Consider the following 16,189-nt stretch of genomic DNA (forward strand, 5'->3'; position numbering starts at 1 on the left):
CCGGAGCGGGCATTGGCTCGGCGCAAGGACGCATCGACGCGTGCGGCCGGCGGGCCCGGTTCTTTCAAATCACTCTTTATTGTTTGCCATGACCGCCACCTCGTTTGCTCCGGTATTCGTCTCCAGCGACACCGCCAAGGCCGTCTTCGACTGGACGGATGCGATACGCGCGCTGCAGTCGGCCTATGCGCGGCCGGTTCCGCCGAAATCCGCCCCGCCGCGCACCGTGGCGGCCGCCGGCAAGACCTGGCTGCGCACGCTGCCGGCCGTGCCGGTGGGCGGCCGCTACTACGGCGCCAAGATCATGGGCATGGCGATGGACGCGGCCGCGCCCGGCGTCGAATACGTGATCGTCCTGTTCGACCGGGAGACCAGCCGCATCGCCGCGTTTGTCGACGGCAATCTGGTTACCGGCTATCGCACGGCCGCCACCTCGGCTGCCGCACTCGACCGGCTGGCGCCTCGCGGCGCCGCGCGCCTCGCCGTGCTCGGCAGCGGCCTCGAAGCGACGATGCATACCCGTGCCATCGCCAGCGTGCGGGATCTGACCGAGGTCGTCGTGTTCAGCCCGACACCCGAGCGGCGCGCCGCGTTTGCGCAAGCCGTGACACGCGATCTCGGCGTGCCCGCGCGCGGTGTGGCGTCGGCGCAAGAAGCGGTAGACGGCGCCGGGATCGTGCTCGCCGCGGCGCGCGCGAGGGGCGAACAGCCGATTCTTTTCGGCGACTGGCTCGAGCCCGGCGCGACCGTCGCATCGATCGGCTCGACCATTCCCGAGCAGCGCGAGATCGATGTCTCGGTCGTCGCTCGCAGCGACATCATCGTGTGCGACACGCTCGAGGAAGTCCTGGAAGAAACCGGCGACATGCTTGCCGCCCACGAAGCCGGCATCGCGTTTCGCGACAAGTCGTTCAGCCTGACAGATCTGATGAGCGGAGCAATCGACGAGCGCCTGAAAGACGCCCGCACCCGGATGTACAAGTCGGTGGGCGGCGGGCTGCAGGACATCGTGGTGGCGGAACTCATCCTCGGCAAGGCAATCGCGGCCGGCCTCGCGACGCCGCTGCCGATCGAATTCGAAACCAAGCGCTAAGCGCACACCAGGACACGCGGCATTCAACAGCAACGCAAAAATGGAGCACAGCATGGCCCGCTACACCCGAAACGAAGCGCGCGAATGGGCGCGTGAGCATCTCGTTGGCGTCGCCAACGTGACCATTCCGACGATGACATCGGACTTCAGGCGCATCAACGAAAAAGCCGTCCGCCACGATGTCGAACTGGCGATCGAGCACGGCTTCGTCGGCTCGCTTTCGTGCTCGGAAGTGGCGATCACGCAGGCGCAGTACGGCGAGTTCTGCGGCATCATGGCCGACCAGGCCGCGGGCCGCCTCGTGATCGTGCATCACGCGGTCTTCAATACGCTGGAAGACAACATCGAGGCGATCAGACTGGCGGAGGCGGGCGGCGCCGACCTGGTGCTGCTCGGCTATCCCCCGTACTTCTATCCGAAGTCCTACGACGAAGTGTTCGAGTACACGAAGGCGATCTGCGCCGCGACGAATCTCGGCGTGATGGTGTTCCCGCTGCCGGCGTGGGGCTTTTCGCGTTTGCATCCCGCCGATATTCCGCTGCCGGTGCTGCGCCGCATGGTGGATGAAATTCCCAACGTGGTCGCGATCAAGGCCGAGGGCGGCCTGCCCTACATCATGTCGGCAATCGAGGTGCACCGCGAATTCCACGAGGAAGTCGTGATTTCGTCTCCGCTGGAATACGAGTACGTACCGCTCGCGCAGGTGATGGACATTCCGTTTTGCGGCACGAATTATTCGGCCTATTACGGGCCGCTGCTGCCACGGATTCACAAGCTGATCCGTGCGGGCGAATACGATCAGGCCACGCAGCTCTGGTACAAGATGGACCCGGCGCGCAAGGCGTTCGCCAGCCTGCCGATCGCGGCCAACGGTCTGCTCAACCGGATGTTGTGGAAATACCAGGCCTGGTTGCAAGGCTACAACGGCGGCCCGATGCCGCATCCGACCCAGCGCGTGTACCAGCGCGACATGACCGTCTTGCGCAAGGGCCTCGAAGCAGCGGGCCTGAATCCGACGAGCGATCCCGACGAGGCTTTCTTCGTCGGCCGCCATCCCGTGTGAGACCGACCGACATGAGTGAATTCATCGCGCCACCCCTGAAGGACCCCGGCCTGCTGAGGCAGGCCATGCTGATCGACGGCGAATGGGTGCCCGCCGACAGTGGCGAGACGCTGGAAGTGCGCAATCCGGCGACCGGCGAACGGGTCGCGCGCGTGCCGAATGGCGGCGCGAACGAGACCCGCCGGGCAATCGCCGCAGCCGAGCGCGCGATGCGGGTGTGGCGCAAGGCGTTGCCCAAGGAGCGCGCCAAGGTATTGCGCACGCTATACGACCTGATGCTGGCGCACATCGACGATCTCGCTGTCATCATGACCGCGGAGCAGGGCAAGCCGCTCGTCGAATCGCGTGGCGAAATCCTGTATGCCGCGGGTTTCATCGAGTGGTTCTCGGAGGAAGCGAAGCGCGTCTATGGCGACATCATTCCGCGCAATGTCGACGGCCGTCGCATCCTCGTGCAGAAGGAGCCGATCGGTGTATTCGCGGCGATCACGCCGTGGAATTTTCCTTCCGCGATGATTACCCGCAAGGCAGGCCCGGCGTGGGCCGTCGGTTGCGCCGGAGTGATCAAGCCGGCGAGTCAGACGCCGCTGTCCGCGCTCGCATTGGCGGTGCTTGCCGAGCGCGCCGGTCTGCCGCCGGGCGTTTGCAATGTCGTCACCGGCTCGGCTCGCGCCATTGGCGGGGAGCTCACTGCCAGCGCGGTGGTCCGCAAGGTTTCGTTCACCGGTTCGACGGAAGTCGGCGCGCAACTGCTCGCGCAGTGCGCGCCGACCATCAAGAAAACCAGCATGGAGCTAGGCGGCAACGCTCCGCTTATCGTGTTCGACGATGCGGACGTGGATGCAGCGGTAAAAGGCGCGCTCGCCGCGAAGTACCGCAACGCGGGGCAGGCTTGCGTCGCGGCCAATCGCATACTGGTGCAGTCGGGCGTCTACGACCGTTTCGCGCGGAAGCTGGCCGAAGCCACCGCGGCCCTCCACGTGGGCAACGGCATGCACGAGGGTGTGGTGCAGGGGCCGCTCATCAACGAGGACGCCGTTCGCAAGGTCGAGGAGCATATTTCGGACGCGCTGCGCAAAGGCGCTCGTGTGCTGACAGGTGGCAAGCGCCACGCGCTCGGCGGCTGCTTCTTCGAACCGACGGTGTTGGCCGACGTGTCTCGCGAGGCCGCGATTTTCAACGAGGAAACCTTCGGACCGGTCGCACCGCTGTTTCGCTTCGACACGGAAGACGAGGCAATCGCGCTAGCCAACGACACGCCGTTCGGTCTCGCCTCCTATGTGTTCGCACGCGACGTGGGGCGCATTTTCCGTGTCGTCGATCGACTCGAGTTCGGCATGGTCGGCGTCAACGAGGGCTTGATCTCGACGGAGGTTGCGCCGTTCGGCGGCGTCAAGAACTCGGGTCTGGGTCGCGAGGGCTCGAAGTATGGCGTCGATGATTACCTTGAAATCAAGTATGTGGCGCTCGGCGGGCTTTGACGGCGGTGGATCGCGTCGGTAGGCATTGCCGTCCAGGCGGGAACGCCGCGGCTGGCGTGCTTCTTCGAGTTGGACAGGCAAATAGGATACGATGTGTCTTATAATTGCGTGTTGCGCGGTCCGCGCTCGCGGCACATCGAGGCGATCTTGCCAACCGACTTTCCGTTACGCCAATGAAGACAAACGCTCAGCCTCCCGTTACCGCATCCTTCACCGCACGAGGCGTCGGCCGACCGCGCAGCGAGGAAACGCGTACGCAGATTCTTGCGGCGACGGTTCGTCTGCTCGAGACGCGCACGATTCAGTCGATCTCCATCGAGGCTATCGCCAAGGAGGCCGGTGTCGGCAAGGCGACGATCTACCGCTGGTGGAATTCGAAGGCGCTCGTCGTGATCGATGCGTTCATCGAGCACCACCTCGTCAAGACGCCGATGCCGCGGAACTTGCCGCCCGGCGAGGCCATTGCGGCGCATCTTGTTTCGCTGATTCACGAATACGCCGGGTGGTCCGGCAGGATCGTCGCGCAAATCATCGCGGAAGGTCAGGCCGATCCGGCTGTGCTGCGCGAATTCCGCGAGCGGTTTCACTATGGGCGTCGGGCGCTCGTTCGCGAAATGCTGGAGCAGTGGCGCGGTTGCGCGCGCATTCCCGTGCCGCCGAACATCGAGACGCTGAGCGAGATTCTGTATGCGCCGGTCTACATGCGCCTGCTGGTCGGAAACGGTCCGCTCGACGACCATTTCGCGCAGGAGCACATCAGTTACGTCTACACGTTGCTGGGCGTCGACGTGCCGGACGTGGCGCAACTGCGTGAGCAGATGAAGCGGAAAGCGCCCACGAAAAAGACGGCGGGTGCCGCACGCTGAGGCGTGGCGTGTGAGCGCCACGCGCTTGTGACCCGCTTCGGTTCGCCGGTCCGCCCATCAAGCAAAAAAAACGCCGCTCCCGGCAGGGAGCGGCGCTTGTCGAACGGTTTCGAACAAGCGACCGTCAGGCGCTTTTTTCCGCAACGGCCGGAAACGGCAAGCTGTGAAGCCGTTTGCCCGTGGCCGCGAAAATCGCGTTCGCGACCGCCGGCCCGACCGGCGCGACACCCGGCTCGCCGACACCCGTGGGCGCCTCGCCCGACGGCACGATATGCACCTCGACCTTGGGCATCTCGGCGATTCGCAGCACCTGGTAGCCGTCGAAATTGTTCTGCTCGACCTTGCCGTCCTTCAGCGTGATCGCGCTATGCAACACCGCGCCGAGACCGAAGCCGATCCCGCCTTCCATCTGGGCGGCGATGACATCGGGATTGATCGGCGTGCCGCAATCCACCGCGCACACGACGCGCTCCACCTTCACGTTACCGTCCTTGTCGACGGAAACTTCCGCGACCTGCGCGACGAACGTCTTGAACGCCTCGGCCACCGCGATGCCGCGCCCGCGGCCTTTCGGCAACGGTTTGGCCGGGTCCCAGCCCGCTTTCCGGGCGGCGAGTTCGAGCACGGCCCGCATGCGCGGTTCGTGCGCGAGCAGATCGCGGCGGAACGCGAACGGGTCCTTGCCCGCGGCGTGCGCGGCTTCGTCGATGAACGCCTCGACCGCGAATGCCGTGTGCGAGCTGCCGACTACCCGCCACCACAGCACCGGCACGCCGGTCTGCGTGGTCGTCAGTTCGACCGAGATGTTCGGAACCGCGTAGGCCATGTTGGCGGCGCCCTCGACGGACGTCGCGTCGATCCCGTTCTTGACCATGAAGCTCGCGAACGGCGTGCCCGCGAGAATCGACTGGCCGACGATCCGGTGCCGCCAGCCGACCAGCTTGCCGTCCGCGCTCAGGCCCGCGTCGAGCTTGTGGAAGTACATCGGGCGGTACAGGCCGCCGTGGATGTCGTCCTCGCGGGTCCACTGCAGCTTGACGGGCGTGCCGTTCGCGCCCAGCGCCTTGGCGATCGAGACGGCCTCGACGATATAGTCCGAGCGCGCGTTCGCACGCCGCCCGAAGCTGCCGCCCGCATACAGCGTGTGGATCTTCACCTGCTGCGGGTCGAGCCCGGCCGTGTGTGCGGCATTGCCCTGGTCGACGGTCTGGAACTGGTCGCCGGCCCAGATCTCGCAACTGTCGGCGGTGAGCTTGACGACGGCGTCGAGCGGTTCCATCGGCGCGTGAGCGAGATAGGGGAACGAATAGGTGGCGGAGACCTTCTTCGCCGCGCCGGCGAGCGCCTGTGCGGCGTCGCCGTCCTTGCGGGCGGATGCGCCGGGTTGCTCCGCGAGTTGCCGGTATTCGGCCATGATCGCGTCCGAGCTGCGCTTCTCGGCCTTCGAATCGTCCCATTCGATCTTCAGCGCGTCGCGGCCCTGCTTGGCCGCCCAGAAGCCCTTGGCGACCACCGCGACGCCGCCCGGCACCTGCACGACCGAGACCACGCCAGGCACCGCTTTCGCAGCCGACGCATCGAACGACTTGACCGTCGCGCCGAACAGCGGCGGACGCTGCAGCAACGCGACCAGCATGCCGGGAAACGTCACGTCGAGCGTGAACTGCGCGGTGCCGTCGGTTTTCGGCGGGACATCGACGCGCGGCACCTGGTGACCGATCAGACGAAAATCCTTCGGCGATTTCAGCGTGACCTTGTCGGGCACTGATAGCCGCGCCGCTGCCGACGCGAGCGAGCCGTAGGTCGCGCTCCGGTTCGTGGCCGCGTGATGAACGCTGCCGTCGCGGGTCGTCAATTCGGACGCGGGCACTCGCCACTGCGCAGCGGCGGCGGAGACCAGCATCGCGCGCGCTTTCGCGCCGGCCTCGCGCAGTTGCATCCACGAGTTGGACATCGCCGAACTGCCGCCCGTGCCCTGCATCGTGCCGAACGCGAGATTCGCGTAGCGCTTGGCGTCGGCGGGCGCGCTTTCGACACGCACGTCCTGCCAGTTCGCATCCAGTTCCTCGGCGACGATCGTCGCGATGCCGGTGTACGCGCCCTGGCCCATCTCGACGTGTTTCGCGATGACCGTCACGCTGTTGTCCGGCGCGACGCGCAGGAAGGCGTTGGGTGCGAACGCCGCCTCGGGCGTCGTGGCGGCGAGCGCGCGGCGGCCCGTGCCCGCCCACTCGAAGCCGATGGTGAGGCCGACCGCCGCGACCGCGCCGGCTGCTTTCAGGAAGGTTCGGCGCGACGGGCGCACGGCGTCCGTGAGATCGAGATCGGTGGTCATGGTCAGGCCTTCAGGGTGGCGGCGGCTTCGTGAATGGCCGCGCGGATGCGGGCGTAGGTCGCGCAGCGGCACAGATTGCCGTTCATCGCGGCGTCGATATCGGCGTCGGTGGGCGTGGCGTTGCGTTCGAGCAAGGCGGTCGCGGACATGATCTGCCCGGACTGACAGTATCCGCACTGCGGCACCTGCAGCTTGACCCATGCGGCCTGGATGGCTTTGGCGGGCCGGCTTTCGATGCCTTCGATGGTGGTGATGCGCTTGCCCGCGACGGCGGCGAGCGGCAGCACGCACGAACGGGTGGCTTCGCCTTCCAGATGAACCGTGCAGGCGCCGCATTGCGCCATGCCGCAGCCGAACTTCGTGCCGTGCAGGCCCGCGTTCTCGCGGATCGCCCAGAGAAGCGGGGTAGTGGGATCGGCATCGAGCGTAACGTTCTTGCCGTTCAGGACAAACGATGTGGACATGGAACCTCTCCGTGGGGAAAGCCCGAACTTGGCGCCGGGTGTACGCGGCAGTGTGACCGAGCACGCGCCGTTGCGCTTACACGATTCTGCAAAAATATTGAACAATGCTGCAAATCGAGCGGCCCAGCCGTGGCTGCGCGGCAGCGCCTGGGTATGCTCGATCCCGTCAATGGAGTTCATGCGTATGAAACAGAATTCTTCCTGGCTCGATCCCGCCGAGGCGCGCGAAACGGCTCGCCGCGAACTCGCCGCGCTCGTCAGCCGCTTCGCGCCAACGGACGGCGCGCATCAGACGGCGATTCCCTCGCTGGCCTTCTACCGATACTCGGCGCCCGTCGATCTCGGCTGCGGCGTGGCGAGCTCGGCGTTCGTGTTCGCGGCGCAAGGCGCCAAGCGGGTCGTGGTCGCGGGGCAGGCTTACGACTACGATCATCTGCATTGCCTCGTGACGTCCGTCGATCTGCCGATGACGTCGCGGGTCACGCGGGCGTCGTCGGACGCGCCTTATCTGTGCGTGAAGCTCGCGCTCGATCCGCAGTGCATCGCCGAACTGGCGACGCAACTGCGTCTGCCGGAACCGGGCGCCGTGTCGGCGGGCGAGGGCATTGCCGTGGGCTCGCTGTCGGCGCCGGTCTTCGATGCGGCGCTGCGGCTCGTGCGCTTGCTCGATACTCCGGATGACATACCGGTTCTCGCGCCGCTCATCGAAAAGGAATTGCTCTACCGGCTGATGACGAGCGAGCAGGGCAAGCGGCTGCGGCACATCGCCGTGAACGGGAGTCAGACGTACCGGATCGTGCGTGCGATCGAATGGATCCAGAATCACTACACCGAGCTTTTGCGGGTGGAGATGCTGGCGCAGGAAGTGAATATGAGCGTGTCGTCGTTCCATCATCACTTCAAGAACGTCACGACGCTGAGTCCGCTGCAGTATCAGAAGCAACTGCGGCTGCACGAGGCCCGGAGATTGTTACTGGGGCAGAACGGGGATGTCGGCTCGGTGGCGATCAAGGTCGGGTATGACAGCCCTTCCCAGTTCAGCCGCGAGTATAGCCGGCTATTCGGGGCGCCGCCGCTTCGCGATGTGGTGCAGTTAAGGCGCCGCAACGGCGTGGGGTACGGAGAGTAAAGCCTCGCTTCGATGAAGCGAGCCCGTTTCCGTCCGCGAGAAACGACAGGCAACAAAAAACCCCGTAAGACTGTGGTCTTACGGGGTTTCTCGATCTACTTCGCAAACTACATCGGCTTACGCCGGAACAACTGTTGGTGCCAGGAGAGGACTCGAATAAACGTTATAACACATTGAATTTGCTATGCATTTATACATTTTTCGGCCACATGTATACGCATATGTATACGTAAACCAAGCGAATTGAGTTGGCTCAGCCTGTTAAGAAGAGTCCGCTTCAATGTGCCAGCGCTGGGTTTCGACGAATACCGCAAGCTGCTGGAGCCGCCGGCAAGCATTGGCGATGGATCGGCTCCTTTTAAAAACGGGTTGGAACTCCGCTGCCGGCAAGTGGTGCGGTTTCCGCCGACTCCTGAAAGCGAAGCACTGTTTGCTCGATGTCGGTCGTAAACTGTCGGCGATTGGCAGGAACGCCGCTGCGACTCCGATTGCTCGCTGGCAGAAGCGGTCTGCCTATAGGGCGTCGCTGGGAAGTGTTTTCGTGCCTTGGGTGGTCGGGCGGACACCGAGCTTCCGGGCATTTCTGCGGTGAAGAGCCTTTTCTTAATGTCGTCAGCAAAGACACCTTGCGGAAGGCACAGTCGTTCCCCCTGCGTGCGCTACTCTTTGACGAGCTGACATCGGTTTCAAGGGTAGCGGCTGACATCAATGTCCGCACTCGAAACGTTGTCCATTCCGATCGCGCGACAACGCCACGCAGTTCACACAGGGAACGATGAACCGCCTGGCGTCTACAGCTCCGGCATGATTGGCCACATCACCTGTCCTGCGGCGGGGGGATGCTCTCCGGACAGCGTGATACGAACGTTGCGCTTTTGTACGGCGACCAACGTAAGACGTATCGTCATCCGGAGCGGATCGCATGTCCGACGGGAGAACGGCATGGGCTCTGGCTAGCGCGTTGTTCACGGCAACGGCGACGATACCGTTGGTTTGGCGACTGACCCACTGCGCGCCAATCCCCGGTTTTCCGTCGATATCAGCGCGCATGAGCGGGAGTGCCGGTCATGACGAGACGTCTGCGTCGTCTGAGCGGACCTTGACAGGCGCCCGATAGCGCGCAGGATTCTTCAGAAACTGATCGATGTCCGCGACGCGCCAACCGACCATCCGTCCACCGAGCGGGATCGCAGACGGAAAGGTGCCATCCCGCATGCGCTTGTAGATCGTCGAGCGCGACAAGCCTGTCTTCGCCTCCACCTGCGAACGGCGCAGAATGGCGAGTGATTCTTTCTCTTCCGCAAACATGATGCACGCTCCAACAAGTCATCCGGCACGAACGTGACCGGTACAGGAGGGCATTCAAGCAGTCATTTGGACCATCTGCCAAACCCGTCTTATCGACGGGAGATCCCGTCGATAGAAGCGCTACGTCCGGCCGGACGGTGCCAGGCAGCCAGTGACCGCGCCGCGTGCAGAGGTGTCGATCACAATGACGCTCATATTGGGCGGACGCAAGACATGCGCTCTCTTCCCAAGTCACGACTTTCCTCTTGCCGCGCTGTAGGCGTCGCTGGTCAGAGGTTCTTGCAGCGAACCGTGCGATGCGTCCGAAGTCAGTTGTTCGTCGGGCAACACTGCCTGGCACTCCACTGTCAGGACGTTATCAGCGACGATTGTCCAGCGGTTAAAACAAACAGCATCGAGCCGTATGGATACCTCGTCGCGCTGTTCAAGGCACTGCCGTGTGTACAGAACGTGGACGATTACGTCGCGCTGTTACCTTCGCGTCCCATCACTTCCACAGACTGACGAACAGCGGGTCGCACAACGCAAGTCAGGTCGGCTATGGCGCGCTTACCATTGTTCGATAAGCCACGGTGCGAGCCGGCATCGGAATGGCCGTTCTAGGCAGCCATGCATGTTGTTTTGGGGGACGAGATCTGACTCCTTCCTGGGAAATCCGCGAAGAACCTTTTTTGACCTGATAGGCGCTCGCACACGGCAGGCTTGTCAGCCAATACGGAGATACAGCCAGACCAGCTCGACTGGGGCGACAAAATCGCGAAGCAACAGCAGAAGAGCACGGAGAAGACCCCGAAAATCGCAAACTCGGGCAAGGGAAAGATGATAACGGTGTCGCGGATGATGTACCCGGTAACGCTGTCACAGACAAAGCGCGCGTAGGGATACAACAGCGTATTGAGGACAAGGACGACCTGCAGGTGGACTGGCAAGGCGAGCAGCATCGCGCGGTGTTTCATGTCGAAAAACAGCGGAAAGAAAAGACTGAAGAGCAACAGGCCGGCATAGTAGCGCGACCAAAGGACCGTACAAGAACGCGATGCATTAGGTACTGCCTGTTGCATCTTGCATCGATCCCGACGCGCGACGTTCACGGAACCGGCCGCAGGGACCTGTGGGCGGATGGGCCGCTATCGCGCTACGTTTCCTTTCGTCATCTCGGATGACTCGTGGTCGAACGTATGGCGTCCCCATGCCCTGATGGCGAGTCTGGCAAGTGCAGTTCAATCCGCGTACTCCGAACATTAGGAGGGCAGGTGTAACAGACGGAACGGTGATGTCCGCATGGATCGCGAACCAATAAGGTTGAACGCACACCCATAAAACTTCGATGGTTTGGGGACTTTCCCAGGCGAAACCGCGATTGTGGCCTACTCGTGGGCATCGATGGCCTCGCATCGGATAACAGGTCTGGGTTGCGGCGGGTTTCCCTCCGGCTGTTCGAGCCGCACCAGGAACTCAAAGTTCGGGTCCGTGAGCTTTTCGAGTGCTTCTTTCGTGGCACCGAGCGTGATGAGACATTGCACGTCCCAGTTGTGGCCGACGAGAAGTCGTCCGGTGATGTCATTGCACTCGGTCAACAGGATCGCGCCCACCGGGCTGTAGCGCTCGGCAAATCGTTCGATACGGCGCTCGATGAAGCCGATGTCTTCGTAGGCGAGGACTCCGCCGATCCGCAGTGAGACAGTCTGCGCGATACTGTCGTGGGCAAGATAGACTTCGGCAATTCCCTTGAGGTGCCGACGCACGGTTTCAATGTCGTCGGGTTCGAACTCATCCGACACGAGCATGGCGCCGGTCAGGGCATAGCGGAACTTTTCAGGCATGGTCAACTCCCGTCTGTGTTGAAGAAAGTAGTGGCTTGTCGTGGGCCGCTTCGTGCAGTTGGTCCTGTATCCGGGAGCGAACGAACCGTGTGCGCTCGTCTTCGGCAGCGTGCCGGATGCGCTCGCTATCCAGTTCGGCGAGCAGCTTGACGTGGGCTGGCAGGCCGAGCGGGAAGAAGGACATTTCGCCCATGCACTGGCGATAGAAGATGGCGCCGGCGGCGGCCCACCTCTGGGCGAAGCGCACAAGTGCGTCTTCGACTTCGGTACTATCGGGATAGGGGCAGCGCACGCTTATGAGGCAGGTCTGGGTGACAGTGTCCGTTGCAAAATACGCGGTGGAGGGATCGGGGAGGTTGCCCACCAACTCATCGCCGTGGGTTCGGCGGAAATCCGCGCGTACTGGGAGGGCTCCGCGGATTTCGTAGCCGAATGCGCTACGTTTGTCGTAATGCAATGACATCATCGCCTCCTGGGAATCGGTCATGGGAACGCAGGCCGGATTTGCCTGCACTGCGATACCATAGGCGCCTGACACAGGCGACGGTCGGGGAGCAAGATGCGCGAAGGCCTGATATCGCAACGATCGCGCATATCCCTGCAATTCACCTTCAGCGCGACGGTCCAGTATTCGTCGTGCCGAGTGCCATGCAAATGGTCGTTTGCCGCGCGGACAGGCACCGCGTTGCGGAACACAGTGAACACGTCGGTCGCATCGCCGGTCTGACCGCCATCGCCAGCCGGTTTTGCCGCAGTCGCAGTGATCCGTCACATGGAAGCGTATTGCTCGCTGTGCACGTCGAGCACCTGCAGCAGGGGAGGTGTCGTCCGCGAGGCGGAAACCAGATGGCCAGTCGTTCATTTCTATCAATTGAACGATAACGACGGTAATTGTAGGTTCAAATGACACATTGTCAAGAGGAAAATCTGTCAAATGGATGTTTTCGGGGAGCGGCTCAAGGAAGAGCGATCGAGACTAGGCCTGAACCAGTCGGAGTTCGCGGCCTTGGGCGGCGTTAAACAACATGCCCAGTTCCAGTATGAAAAAGGCATGCGGCGGCCGAACTCCGATTATTTGAGTGCGCTCGCTGGGGCAGGGGTGGACGTCTGGTACCTGCTCACAGGGGAGAGGGGCGCCCGGCTTGAGAGCAGCGACGAGCAACGGATCGTTGCGGGGTTCCGCGAGTTGGACGGTCGCAAGCGCGATGCGTTGGTTGTGCTCGTCGAGGCGTTTGCCGGACCGATGGAAAAATGATTCTGTGACACGAATTTCGGCGCATGCGACCAGCGGACACGCGAACGTCGGCTAAGAGGCGTTAACAAAATGACGTTCGCAGTTGTCGCCAGCATATGATGCAGCAAGCGATTTTCATGAAGGCTTCGTGGATAAACGCGAGCCGTTCGAAGCGGATGCGCAGTCGGCGGAAGTTGTGAAGCCACGAAATGGTCCGCTCCACGACCCAGCGTGTTTTACCCAATCCGCTGCCATGAGGCTGGCCGCGCCGAGCAATTTCCGTGGCAATGCCCGCTGCGTGCAACGGACGTCGATGTTTGTCGTGGTCGTAGCCTCTGTCGCCTTGAACGACCCGAGGCTTCGATAGTGGTCTGCCAGGCTTGCCGCTGATGGGCGGGATAGCCTCGACCAGTGCTTGAAGTTGAGTGACGTCGTTGCGGTTGGCGCCGGTCAGTATCACCGCGAGCGGAATGCCCTGCGCTTCGGTGATGAGGTGGTGCTTTGAACCGGGTCGCGCGCGGTCTGTGGGATTCGGTCCCGTTTTTGACCCGCGCCCACAGCACGGATTGAAGAGGAGTCGACGATGACTCGAGACCAGTCGATTTGGTCGGCGGCCCGAAGCCGCGCAAGGAGCAACTCGTGCAACTCGTCCCAGACGCCTGCCTCCTGCCAGTCACGCAGGCGACGCCAGCAACTCATGCCACTGCCGCAGCCCATCTCGCGAGGAAGAAGGTCCCAGCGCAGGCCAGTCTGCAAGACGAAGAGGATGCCTGTGAGCACCGCACGATTGTCGAGCGGTTTGCGCCCTGGGTAACGGTGGCGTCGTAGTTTTGGAGGGGGCAGTAACGGTTCGATGAGTGCCCAGAGTTCGTCGTCGAGTATAGGTTTAGCCATGTTCCTTTCATCGCCGAAACAATGAACAGGTTAACAGCATTCATCGAGGGTTAACAGCCCCTTTTCTTCATTTTGTTAAGGGTTCTAAGGCCTGAGAGCCGTCCTATATATCGCGATGGGTCGACAGGCCCCACCCGGTCCGTCTACCGCAGATCGCCACCGAGCGAATTCTAGGAAGTGGAGTCACCGCGATCGTGGATACATCACATTGCGGCGCATGCCTGCGACAAAGCAGCGTTGATGTGCGGCAGATATGCAAGAACTCGACTTGTAGTGGTCCAATGACTCTGGACACCTCTAAAGGGGATAATCTCCAACCGAGGTGAGAAATGAGCAGACGGAACATAACCGACGAATTCAGGGCCGAAGCGGTGCAGCTGGTTGTCGCGCAGGGCTATTCATTTGCCAGGGCCTGCGAGGCGCTGGGCGTTGGCGATACCGCGTTGCGGCGGTGGGTGGCGCAATGGCGGGCCGAGCAGGCTGAGCCTCCGCGCACCGAGGTGCAGTTCAAGGCCGACCAGCGACGTATCCGGGAGCTGGAGGCACGCGTGACCGAGCTCGAAAGGGAGCGCGAGATACTAAAAAAGTCCACGGCCTTCTTCGTCAAGGAACTGGATCGCTCCTCGAGGTGATCCGTTCGCTGAAGAAGGCCTGGCCAGTCAGCGTGATGTGCCGGTTGCTGAAGGTGCCGCGAAGCAGCTACTACACCTTTGCCGCGCGGCGGCCCGCCAGGGCTGCGGCTTCGCCGGCCCTGCTCAGGGCCGTGCGTGAAATTCACAACGAAAGCCGCGGCAGCTATGGCAGCCGCAGGATGGCTCAGGCGTTACAGCACCAGGGCCATGCGATCGGACGCTACCGCGCGCGGTCGTTGATGCGTGAGGCGCAACTGGCCGTGACGCGACGACGAACGCACCGTTACCGCAGGGCTGACGGTGAAGCGCTGGTGGCGCCCAACCTGCTTGAGCGCCGGTTCCAGCCGCCGGCGATCAATCAGGTGTGGGCGGGCGACATTACGTACGTGAGAACGCTTCAGGGCTGGTCCTATCTGGCGATCGTGATGGACCTGTATTCGCGCCGTATCGTCGGCTGGGCGTTCGCGCTGTTGCCGGATACGGTTCTGGTTATCCGGGCCTTGCAAAAGGCGCGCGAGCATCGACGCCCGCCGCCCGGCCTGATGTTCCACTCCGCCCAGTACACCAGCGCGCATTTCGTGAACGAACTGAAGGCAAACGGCATCATTCAGAGTATGAGCAGAAAGGGAAACTGCTGGGATAACGCGCCGGTTGAACGGTTCTTCAGAAGCCTGAAGAACGAGTGGATCGACGAGAAAGGGTACCCGGATCACGCGCAGGCCGAGCGCGACATCGGGGCCTACATCGACAACTTTTATAACTACAGGCGCATCCATTCGGCGGCAGGCGGTCTGCCACCGGCACGGTGCGAAGCTTCACTTTTTTAAAAATTCGCCTTTGGGGTGTCCAGGTTTGCTTGACCACTACAACTACAAGCGCCCGCAACTCAGGCGACCAGTCACTCTGCATGGGGTGCAGGTGGTCGGAGGTTCAAATCCTCTCGCCCCGACCAAAGAAAACAAGGCCTTACAAGCATCGTAAGCGTCATTCCGTGGCCGCATGGACAGAGCTGAAGCCGGTGTCCAAAGTGATGTCCGTTACTTCAAGTGATGGGGACTACTTTGGACACACGGAATGCGCGATCATCGAACCGCAAGGGCCGACCGAATTACACACCAGAGTACCGACGGCAAGTTGCCGTCGCGGCGTGCGAGCCGGGTATTTCGGTGGCCAAGCTCGCGCAGGCGCACGGACTGAATCCCAATATGGTGTTCAAGTGGCGCCGGCAACTGCGGGCGGGCCTGTTTGAAGGAGTGGCGAACAGCACAGCGGTGTTGCTGCCCGTAGCGCTACCTGATGCACCGACCGGCGAGACCGCAGAACCGGCGTCGCTCGCTCTACAGCCTGTCGAGCCACATCGCGAGAGCGTACCAGCAGCGTCGGGCATCGAGATCGAACTGAATGGTGCCCGTGTACGCGTCACGGGCATGGTCGACCCCGTGCAGTTGCGCCTCGTGCTGCGCTGCCTGATGCCAGCATGATTGCGCCGCCAGGCGGTACCCGCGTATGGCTGGCAGCGGGCGTTACCGATATGCGCCGTGGCATGGATGGACTTGCCGCGCTAGTGCAGTCAGCACTCGGACGTGATCCCTTCTCGGGGCACATCTTCCTGTTTCGCGGGCGTCGCGGTGATCTCATCAAGATTTTATGGTGGAGCGGCGACGGCATGAACCTGTACGCGAAACGACTCGAGCGTGGACGCTTCGTGTGGCCGCAGGCGGACTCGGGAACAGTCCATCTGTCAGCCGCCCAACTGTCGATGCTGCTCGAAGGGATTGACTGGCGGCATCCCGAGCGGACGTGGCAGCCGACGCACGCGGCATAAGGCAGGGTGCGGGAGCCCACAAGCGCGTGGCCTTCATTTACA

16 protein-coding genes are annotated in these 16,189 nt (G+C 62.7%); 9 read left to right on the forward strand and 7 right to left on the reverse strand.

Annotated features, from left to right (window positions below):
- The first annotated feature begins 88 nt into the window (after nt 1-88).
- The 4 genes from CUJ90_RS06955 (at nt 89) to CUJ90_RS06970 (ending at nt 4,503) form a co-directional block, all read left to right on the forward strand.
- Nucleotides 89-1,093: an ornithine cyclodeaminase family protein gene (locus tag CUJ90_RS06955; protein ID WP_114162274.1), complete on the forward strand. Its 1,005-nt coding sequence runs from the start codon at nt 89-91 to the stop codon at nt 1,091-1,093.
- Between the two features lie 52 nt (nt 1,094-1,145).
- A complete protein-coding gene (locus tag CUJ90_RS06960; protein WP_114162275.1) occupies nt 1,146-2,156 on the forward strand; it encodes a dihydrodipicolinate synthase family protein in 1,011 nt (336 codons plus the stop codon).
- Between the two features lie 11 nt (nt 2,157-2,167).
- Entirely contained in the window at nt 2,168-3,637 is a 1,470-nt protein-coding gene (locus CUJ90_RS06965) for an NAD-dependent succinate-semialdehyde dehydrogenase (RefSeq protein WP_114162276.1), read from the forward strand.
- 173 nt (nt 3,638-3,810) lie between these two features.
- Nucleotides 3,811-4,503, forward strand: a complete 693-nt coding sequence (locus CUJ90_RS06970; RefSeq protein ID WP_114162277.1) for a TetR/AcrR family transcriptional regulator — start codon at nt 3,811-3,813, stop codon at nt 4,501-4,503.
- Between the two features lie 124 nt (nt 4,504-4,627).
- Here CUJ90_RS06970 and CUJ90_RS06975 read toward each other — a convergent pair whose 3' ends face one another.
- Nucleotides 4,628-6,838, reverse strand: a complete 2,211-nt coding sequence (locus CUJ90_RS06975; protein WP_114162278.1) for a xanthine dehydrogenase family protein molybdopterin-binding subunit — start codon at nt 6,836-6,838, stop codon at nt 4,628-4,630.
- 2 nt (nt 6,839-6,840) lie between these two features.
- Nucleotides 6,841-7,302: a (2Fe-2S)-binding protein gene (locus tag CUJ90_RS06980; protein WP_006046916.1), complete on the reverse strand. Its 462-nt coding sequence runs from the start codon at nt 7,300-7,302 to the stop codon at nt 6,841-6,843.
- Nucleotides 7,303-7,486: 184 nt separating this feature from the next.
- On the opposite strand from CUJ90_RS06980, the gene CUJ90_RS06985 reads away from it, so the two are divergent.
- Nucleotides 7,487-8,431 carry an AraC family transcriptional regulator gene (locus CUJ90_RS06985; RefSeq protein ID WP_073427683.1) on the forward strand — a complete coding sequence of 315 codons (945 nt, stop codon included), beginning with the start codon at nt 7,487-7,489 and terminating at the stop codon, nt 8,429-8,431.
- A gap of 1,065 nt (nt 8,432-9,496) precedes the next feature.
- Here CUJ90_RS06985 and CUJ90_RS06990 read toward each other — a convergent pair.
- The 4 genes from CUJ90_RS06990 to CUJ90_RS07010 form a co-directional block, all read right to left on the reverse strand.
- A complete protein-coding gene (locus tag CUJ90_RS06990) occupies nt 9,497-9,739 on the reverse strand; it encodes a helix-turn-helix transcriptional regulator (RefSeq protein ID WP_114162279.1) in 243 nt (80 codons plus the stop codon).
- A 599-nt stretch (nt 9,740-10,338) separates the two neighbouring features.
- On the reverse strand, nt 10,339-10,800 hold the full coding sequence (locus CUJ90_RS07000; RefSeq protein ID WP_114162281.1) for a hypothetical protein: 462 nt from the start codon (nt 10,798-10,800) through the stop codon (nt 10,339-10,341).
- A 306-nt stretch (nt 10,801-11,106) separates the two neighbouring features.
- On the reverse strand, nt 11,107-11,562 hold the full coding sequence (locus CUJ90_RS07005) for a hypothetical protein (protein ID WP_114162282.1): 456 nt from the start codon (nt 11,560-11,562) through the stop codon (nt 11,107-11,109).
- Nucleotides 11,555-12,049 (reverse strand): hypothetical protein, encoded by a 495-nt coding sequence (locus tag CUJ90_RS07010; RefSeq protein ID WP_114162283.1) that lies wholly within the window; start codon nt 12,047-12,049, stop codon nt 11,555-11,557. Before CUJ90_RS07010 ends, CUJ90_RS07005 begins: the two co-directional genes overlap by 8 nt.
- 447 nt (nt 12,050-12,496) lie before the next feature.
- On the opposite strand from CUJ90_RS07010, the gene CUJ90_RS07015 reads away from it, so the two are divergent.
- Nucleotides 12,497-12,817, forward strand: coding sequence for a helix-turn-helix domain-containing protein (locus tag CUJ90_RS07015; RefSeq protein WP_114162284.1), 321 nt, complete (start codon nt 12,497-12,499; stop codon nt 12,815-12,817).
- Nucleotides 12,818-12,878: 61 nt separating this feature from the next.
- Here CUJ90_RS07015 and CUJ90_RS07020 read toward each other — a convergent pair.
- A protein-coding gene (locus CUJ90_RS07020; protein ID WP_114162285.1) for an IS5 family transposase occupies nt 12,879-13,690 on the reverse strand; the annotation gives its coding sequence in 2 pieces (ribosomal slippage) (nt 12,879-13,342 and nt 13,342-13,690; 813 coding nt in all).
- A 329-nt stretch (nt 13,691-14,019) separates the two neighbouring features.
- Between CUJ90_RS07020 and CUJ90_RS07025 the strand changes: the two genes are divergently transcribed.
- From CUJ90_RS07025 to tnpB, 3 genes are all read left to right on the forward strand, one after another.
- A protein-coding gene (locus tag CUJ90_RS07025) for an IS3 family transposase (RefSeq protein WP_244219936.1) occupies nt 14,020-15,149 on the forward strand; the annotation gives its coding sequence in 2 pieces (ribosomal slippage) (nt 14,020-14,278 and nt 14,278-15,149; 1,131 coding nt in all).
- 234 nt (nt 15,150-15,383) lie between these two features.
- Nucleotides 15,384-15,803: an IS66-like element accessory protein TnpA gene (tnpA, locus tag CUJ90_RS07030; RefSeq protein ID WP_244219940.1), complete on the forward strand. Its 420-nt coding sequence runs from the start codon at nt 15,384-15,386 to the stop codon at nt 15,801-15,803.
- Nucleotides 15,800-16,147 (forward strand): IS66 family insertion sequence element accessory protein TnpB, encoded by a 348-nt coding sequence (tnpB, locus tag CUJ90_RS07035; protein ID WP_074295443.1) that lies wholly within the window; start codon nt 15,800-15,802, stop codon nt 16,145-16,147. Before tnpA ends, tnpB begins: the two co-directional genes overlap by 4 nt.
- Nucleotides 16,148-16,189: the final 42 nt, after the last annotated feature.

It is taken from the genome of Paraburkholderia terricola (assembly GCF_003330825.1).
Taxonomy (GTDB): Bacteria; Pseudomonadota; Gammaproteobacteria; order Burkholderiales; family Burkholderiaceae; genus Paraburkholderia; species Paraburkholderia terricola.

Bases quoted from the DNA above. Each gene is read 5' to 3' on its own strand.
- CUJ90_RS07015 (WP_114162284.1), top strand. From the start codon at position 12,497: ATGGATGTTTTCGGGGAGCGGCTCAAGGAAGAGCGATCGAGACTAGGC.
- CUJ90_RS07000 (WP_114162281.1), bottom strand. From the start codon at position 10,800: ATGCAACAGGCAGTACCTAATGCATCGCGTTCTTGTACGGTCCTTTGG.
- CUJ90_RS06975 (WP_114162278.1), bottom strand. From the start codon at position 6,838: ATGACCACCGATCTCGATCTCACGGACGCCGTGCGCCCGTCGCGCCGA.
- CUJ90_RS06980 (WP_006046916.1), bottom strand. From the start codon at position 7,302: ATGTCCACATCGTTTGTCCTGAACGGCAAGAACGTTACGCTCGATGCC.
- CUJ90_RS07005 (WP_114162282.1), bottom strand. From the start codon at position 11,562: ATGCCTGAAAAGTTCCGCTATGCCCTGACCGGCGCCATGCTCGTGTCG.
- CUJ90_RS06985 (WP_073427683.1), top strand. From the start codon at position 7,487: ATGAAACAGAATTCTTCCTGGCTCGATCCCGCCGAGGCGCGCGAAACG.
- CUJ90_RS06955 (WP_114162274.1), top strand. From the start codon at position 89: ATGACCGCCACCTCGTTTGCTCCGGTATTCGTCTCCAGCGACACCGCC.
- CUJ90_RS06970 (WP_114162277.1), top strand. From the start codon at position 3,811: ATGAAGACAAACGCTCAGCCTCCCGTTACCGCATCCTTCACCGCACGA.
- CUJ90_RS06965 (WP_114162276.1), top strand. From the start codon at position 2,168: ATGAGTGAATTCATCGCGCCACCCCTGAAGGACCCCGGCCTGCTGAGG.
- CUJ90_RS06990 (WP_114162279.1), bottom strand. From the start codon at position 9,739: ATGTTTGCGGAAGAGAAAGAATCACTCGCCATTCTGCGCCGTTCGCAG.
- CUJ90_RS07010 (WP_114162283.1), bottom strand. From the start codon at position 12,049: ATGACCGATTCCCAGGAGGCGATGATGTCATTGCATTACGACAAACGT.
- tnpB (WP_074295443.1), top strand. From the start codon at position 15,800: ATGATTGCGCCGCCAGGCGGTACCCGCGTATGGCTGGCAGCGGGCGTT.
- CUJ90_RS06960 (WP_114162275.1), top strand. From the start codon at position 1,146: ATGGCCCGCTACACCCGAAACGAAGCGCGCGAATGGGCGCGTGAGCAT.